A 6,416-nucleotide genomic window follows, 5' to 3' on the forward strand; every position below is an offset into this window, starting at 1 on the left:
CGCCGGCTTCCGGGAGTTCCTCGATGCGGCGGGAGGTGCCGTTGGCGAGCAGCACCGGCGTTCCGGCTGCGATGCACGTCGTGCAGCCGTAGCCGACCAGGTGGAAGCCGAGACGCTCCAGGTCGGCCATGAGCTTCGTGTCGGCGAGGTAGCGCGTCACCACCTTCGAGCCGGGCGCGAGGCTGGTCTTCACCCAGGGCCGCACCCGGAGCCCGCGCGCCACTGCCTTGCGCGCCAGCAGGCCGGCGGCGAGCATCACCGAGGGGTTCGAGGTGTTGGTGCAGCTCGTGATCGCGGCGATCACGACCGCGCCGTGCCCGAGCTGGCCGCGCGCGCCGCCCATCTCGATCGGCACCGTCCTGGCGAGGTCGCCGAGCGTCTTCGGGGCGGGCGGCGCGGTCGCAATCGGCTGCCCGCCCTCGGCGAGCCAGCGCTCGACCTCCTTCTTGTCGAGCCCGTCGACCTCCTTCTTCAAGAACTCGGCGAGCGCCTTCCGCCAGGCGCCGCGCGCGCCGCGCAGCGGCACCCGGTCCTGCGGCCGCCGCGGCCCCGCGAGGCTCGGCTCGACGGTGCCGAGATCGAGCTCGAGCCGGTCGCTGAAGACGGGGTCCGGTGTGTCGGCGGTCCGGAAGAGCCCCTGGGCGCGCGCGTAGGCCTCGACCAGCGCGACCAGCGTCGGGTCGCGGCCGCTGAGCCGCAGGTAGACGAGCGTCTCCGCGTCGATCGGGAAGAAGCCGATCGTCGCGCCGTACTCGGGCGCCATGTTGCCGATGGTGGCGCGGTCGGCGAGCGCGAGGCCCGCCACCCCGGGGCCGTAGAACTCGACGAACTTGCCGACCACGCCCTTCTTCCGCAGCATCTCGGTCACGGTGAGGACGACGTCGGTCGCGGTGGCGCCCGGCGCGAGCCGGCCCGCGAGGCGGAAGCCCACCACCTCCGGGACGAGCATGACGGTCGGCTGCCCGAGCATCGCCGCCTCGGCCTCGATGCCGCCCACGCCCCAGCCGACCACGCCGAGCCCGTTGATCATGGTGGTGTGCGAGTCGGTGCCGAGGACGGTGTCGGGGTAGGCGATCTGGAGCCCGTTCTCCGGGCGGTGGAAGACGACCGGCGCCAGGTACTCGAGGTTCACCTGGTGCACGATGCCGGTGTCGGGCGGAACAACTCGGAAGTTTCCAAATGCTTGCTGGCCCCAGCGCAGGAAGGCATAGCGCTCGCGGTTCCGCTCGAACTCGATCTCCGTGTTCCGCCTGAGCGCGTCCGGCGTGCCGAAGACGTCCACCTGCACCGAGTGGTCGATCACCAGGTCGGCGGGCTGGAGCGGGTTGATGCGCGCGGGATCGCCCCCCATGGCGCGCATCGCGTCGCGCATGGCGGCGAGATCGACGACCGCGGGCACGCCGGTGAAGTCCTGGAGCAGCACGCGCGCCGGCATGAAGGGGATCTCGCGCTCCGAAGGGCGGGCCGGCTCCCACGCGAGGAGCGCCTCGATGTGCTCGCGCGTCACCCGCCGGCCGTCCTCGCCGCGCAGCAGGTTCTCGAGCAGGATCTTGAGCGAGAAGGGCAGCCGCGCCGCGCGTGCACCGAGCGCCTCGAGACGATGGATCAGGAACTTCGTGCCGCCGACCTCGAGGACGCTTCGGGTCTGATAGCTGTCTCCGGTGCTCGCCATGCGGGCACGATATACGGCTGCGGAGCGCCCTTCCACGGGGGCGCGGCACTCCCGCAGCCGAAAGTGCGGCGTTTACCTCGAGCGCCGGTTGACGCTAGAAGGAGCCTCCGCCTCGCTCGCCGGAGGACCGATGAACCCGCACCCTTCGCTCCTCGCCCTGGCGCTCGGGCTCGCGAGCGCCGCCCTCGCGACCGACCACCCGATCGCCGGCGGCTCGCTCGTGCTGAGGGACCCGGTGGACGCGCCGACCCGCAAGGTCCGCTTCAGGGCCACGCAGGACCCGGCCATCGATCCGAGCCAGGCGGCCGACCCCCGCGCGCTGGGCGCGACGCTCGAGATCGCCGGCAAGAACCCGGGCGACGGCACGGCCGGGCCGATCGCGCTCGACCCCATGCTGTGGACGGGCCTCGGCCACCCGCCGGGCAGCCGGGGCTACCGGTACTTCGACCGCAGCCGTTCGAACGGCGTGAGGAAGGTCGTCTTCCGCTCGCGCCGGCGCGGCGGGACGCTCGCGGTGAGCGGCGGCGGCAGCGCGTGGTCGTACCGGATCACCCAGGCGCAGGGGCCGATCGACGTGCGCTTCACCCTCGGCACCGACGTCTATTGCGCCGTCTTCGTGAGCTTCCGGCGCAACCAGGCGGGCCGCGTGTCGGCGAAGGACGCCACGGCGCCGCCCGACTGCGCCGTCCCGCCGCCCGCACCGCCCCTGCCGCCCCCGCCGCCCCCGCCGTGCGGCAACGGTGTCGTCGAGGGCACCGAGGAGTGCGACGATCACAACACGGTGAGCGGCGACGGCTGCTCGGCCACCTGCCAGCTCGAGAACACCTCCGCGGTCTGCGCCGGCATCCCGACCGTGAGCGGGACCGCGATCAAGTCGGTGCTCGTCGCCTCGGGCCTGGCGCACCCGGTGTACGTGACCGCGCCGCCGCTCGACCCGTACCGGCTCTTCATCGTGGAGCAGCCCGGGCGCATCCGTCTCGTCAAGAACGGCGTCCTCCAGACGAGCGCGTTCCTCGACATCCGGTCGAAGGTCGAGAGCGGCGGCGAGGAGCAGGGCCTCCTCAGCGTCGCCTTCCATCCCGACTTCGAGGCGAACGGCTTCTTCTACGTGAACTACACGAGCAAGCCGAACGGGCCGATCGCGGACGGCGACAACGTGGTCGCGCGCTACCACGCGAACCCCGCCTCCGATCAGGCCGACCCGCTGAGCGAGCAGGTGGCATTCAGCGTCCCCCGGCCCGCCTCGATCCACAACGGCGGCCTCAACCTGTTCGGCCCCGACGGCATGCTCTACGTCAGCGTGGGCGACGGAGGCCGCGCTGGCGGTGGGGATCCGACGGGCAATGCGCAGAACGACGCGAGCGACCTGGGCAAGCTCCTTCGCGTCGACGTCTCCACGCTGCCCGCCGCGCCGGCGCACTTCGCCAAGGGGCTGCGCAACCCGTGGCGCTACAGCTTCGACCGCGCCACCGGCGACCTCTACGTCGCCGACGTCGGCCAGAACCTCTTCGAGGAGATCGACTTCGTGCCCGCGCCGGTCGCGAGCGGCGTCAACTTCGGCTGGAACATCATGGAGGGCCGGCACTGCTTCAACACGGCCGACTTCAACACCCCGCTCGCGAGCTGCGCCATGACCGGTCTCACGCTGCCCGTCCTCGACTACTGCCACAGCACGTCGCAGAACGGCTGCTCCGGGGCCGAGACGACGCACCCCGCCGGCTGCGCCATCACCGGCGGGTTCGTCTACCGGGGCTGCCGCATGCCGGACCTGCGCGGCCGCTATTTCTACTCGGACTTCTGCGCCGCGTTCATCCGCAGCTTCAAGGGTGTGAGCGGTGGCGACGCGCAGGACGTGCAGGACCACACGGCGGCGCTCGCGCCGGGCGGCGGCCGCTCGATCGACAACGTCACCTCCTTCGGCGAGGACGCGCGCGGCGAGCTCTACATCACCGACTGGGGCTCGGGGAGCGACGGCGAGGTCTACGCGATCGTCCCGGGGCCCTGAGCCTCAGAGTCTGTGCTCAGGGCTTCGCCAGCGCCGCCTGCACTGCCCGCGCCCGCTCCGCGTCGGGCACGTGGTCGCTGTGGCAGGCGTGCTTGCCCTCGATGACGGGCAGAGCTGCGCCGCGTTGGCGGAGCAGCTCCCGGCCCTCCTCGCCCACGCCGGGGCTCCGCTGCGCCCGGCGCTCCGGCTGGAAGCCCGCGTCCTTGCCGCTCGCGAACGCCTGGATCTCCTTCGAGATGCGCATGCTGCACCAGCCGTGGCCGCACATGGCGCAGAAGTCGGTGTCGACCTCGAGGTCCTCGTCGTGGAGGGCGCGCGCCGTCTCGCCGTCGAACGCGAGCTCGAACTGCCGGGGCCAGTTGAGGGCGGCGCGGGCGCGCGAGAGGTCGTCGTCCCAGGCGCGCGCGCCGTGGATGCCGCGCGCCACATCGCCGGCGTGCGCGGCGATCTTGTAGGCGATGCAGCCGGCCTTCACGTCCTCGGCCCTGGGGAGCCCGACGTGCTCCTTGGGCGTCACGTAGCAGAGCATGGCCGCGCCGGCGCGCGCGGCCTCCGTCGCGCCGATCGCGCTCGTGATGTGGTCGTAGCCCGGGAACGCGTCGGTCACGAGCGGACCCAGCACGTAGAACGGCCCGTCGTCGCAGAGCTCCTGCTCGAGGCGCATGTTCCACGCGATCTGGTCGAGCGGCACGTGGCCGGGGCCCTCGACCATGGCCTGCACGCCGGCCGCGCGCGCGCGCTGCACGAGCTCACCCAGGGTGCGGAGCTCGGCCAGCTGCGCCGCGTCGCTCGCGTCGGCGAGGCAGCCGGGGCGGAGCCCGTCGCCGAGCGAGTAGGTGACGTCGTACTGGCGCATGATGGCGCTGATCTCGTCGAAGAGGTCGTACATCGGGTTCTGCCTGCCGTGGTGGAGCATCCACTTGGCGAGCAGCGAGCCGCCACGCGACACGATGCCGGTCACGCGCGGCCCGACCAGCGGCAGGTGCTCGCGCAGCACGCCGGCGTGGATGGTGAAGTAGTCGACGCCCTGCGCGGCCTGACGCTCGATCTCGTTCAAGATGACGTCGTAGGTCAGGTCCTCGATCGCCCGCCCGACGATCATGCTGTAGATCGGCACCGTCCCGATCGGGATGGTCGCGTGGTCGATGATCGCCTGGCGGCAGGCGGCCAGGTCGCCGCCCGTCGAGAGGTCCATCAGCGTGTCGGCGCCGTACTTCTGCGCCCACTCGAGCTTCTCGACCTCCTCGGCCGTGCTGCTGCTCACCGGCGAGGCGCCGATGTTGGCGTTGATCTTGGTCGTGATCATGCGCCCGATGCCAGTCGGATCGAGGCGCCGGGGCGCACCCTCGCCGCGCAGCACGTTCGGGTCCCTGATCACCGCCCAGCGCTGGGCAACGGTCTGGTTCACCCACAGACGCGCGTCGGCCCCCGCGCCCGGGTGGCCGACCGCGACGGCGGGGTAGCTCCGGTCGTGGCCGTCGGAAGGCGCCTGGCCGCCGCTGCCGGCCAGGTGCCGCTTGTTGGCCGGGATCACGAGCCGGCCGCGGGCGACCTCGTCGCGGACGAACTCCGGCGTGACGCACTCGCGCTGCGCCACCCGCCGCATCTCCGCCGTGATCAGGCCCGTCCGGGCCGCTTCGAGCTGTGTCATGTCGCGCTTCCCTCCGCCGGCATTACCCGGGTCAGGTTCGAGGGGTCAGCAGGTTCGCCCTGCTTTCTCAGCCGCCTCGAGCGGGGCGGCTCCCCCAGCGTCGTTCGACCCGACCATGGCCCCTGGCGCAGCGTGGGTCAAGAGACCGCCATCGGGGCCGGAGGACGGAAGAAGTAGAGACACGTCCTCCGCGCAGGTCTCGTCCCTACCGCTCGTACTCCGGCGCCGGCAGCTCCGCGAGGTGCCGGTGGCACATCTGGCAGCTGGTCACGCCGCGCGCGCGCGCGGCGGGGTCGAGGACCTCGTCCACCCAGCGGCGGAAGGTGCGGTAGTTCCGGAACACGACCTGCGGCTCCGTCCCGACGCGTCCCAGGTCGTAGTGCGGCGCATCGATCTCGGCCGCGAACGGGCAGGCGTGGAAGCGGCCCTTCGTGGTCAGCACCGGGAAGCAGCGCACGCACCCCCTGCCGAGGCCGTGGAAGTCGGCCTCGCGGTCACGGTCGTACTCGAGCTCCGCTCCCGAGCCCGCGTGGAAGAGGACTTTGTAGCCCTGGAAGATGCGTCCCGGGTGCGCCGCGGCCCACGCCTCGAGCCGGGTCTTGGCGTGCGGCGGCAGCGGCTCGGCGTCGCGCCCGTGGTAGATCGAGTAGTTGAGCACGGCCTCGCTCCGCGCGTCGCTCTCCAGGATGTCGATCAGGCGCTCCGCCTTGATGCCGTTCGAGAAGATGGTGACCAGGCCGCGGAAGCCGCGCTCGCGTACATAGCCGATCGCGCGCTTGATCTCCTCGGCGTGGAGCGTCGGCTCGCCGCCGTAGAACTTCAAGTTTCCGTCGGGCGCGAGCGTCGCCAGCGCCTGGTCGAGGACGGCGGGCGAGTAGCGCTCGTACCAGCCCTGCGGCGAGCCGTCGATGGTGCACCACGCGCAGGTCCGGTTGCAGAAGTTCCCCTCGTAGAGGTGCAGCTCGCGCAGCTCGGTGTCGCCCTCGGCGAAGTGCTCGACCGGCTCGTGGAAGAGGATCGGGCCCAGGTGCGGCGTCCGCGCGGCGTCGTTCAGGCCCCAGTCGTAGACGTTGTAGACGACCTCGTAG

At 72.0% G+C, this 6,416-nt stretch carries 3 protein-coding genes and 1 riboswitch; of the genes, 1 reads left to right on the plus strand and 2 read right to left on the minus strand.

All coding sequences use genetic code 11. From position 1 onward, the window contains the following. The coding region (gene acnA, locus E6J59_15065) for an aconitate hydratase AcnA (protein TMB18086.1) at positions 1-1,672 on the minus strand (1,672 nt) is incomplete at its 3' end. Positions 1,673-1,802: 130 nt separating this feature from the next. Here acnA and E6J59_15070 point away from each other — a divergent pair. Then, positions 1,803-3,677 carry a DUF4215 domain-containing protein gene (locus tag E6J59_15070; protein TMB18087.1) on the plus strand — a complete coding sequence of 625 codons (1,875 nt, stop codon included), beginning with the start codon at positions 1,803-1,805 and terminating at the stop codon, positions 3,675-3,677. 16 nt (positions 3,678-3,693) lie between these two features. On the opposite strand, the gene thiC is transcribed toward E6J59_15070, so the two are convergent. Further along, positions 3,694-5,283 carry a phosphomethylpyrimidine synthase ThiC gene (gene thiC / locus E6J59_15075; GenBank protein TMB18088.1) on the minus strand — a complete coding sequence of 530 codons (1,590 nt, stop codon included), beginning with the start codon at positions 5,281-5,283 and terminating at the stop codon, positions 3,694-3,696. 36 nt (positions 5,284-5,319) lie between these two features. Continuing rightward, a riboswitch (TPP riboswitch) is annotated at positions 5,320-5,434 on the minus strand. Between the last annotated feature and the right edge of the window lie 982 nt (positions 5,435-6,416).

This window comes from Deltaproteobacteria bacterium (assembly GCA_005879795.1).
Taxonomy (GTDB): Bacteria; Desulfobacterota; Binatia; order DP-6; family DP-6; genus DP-6.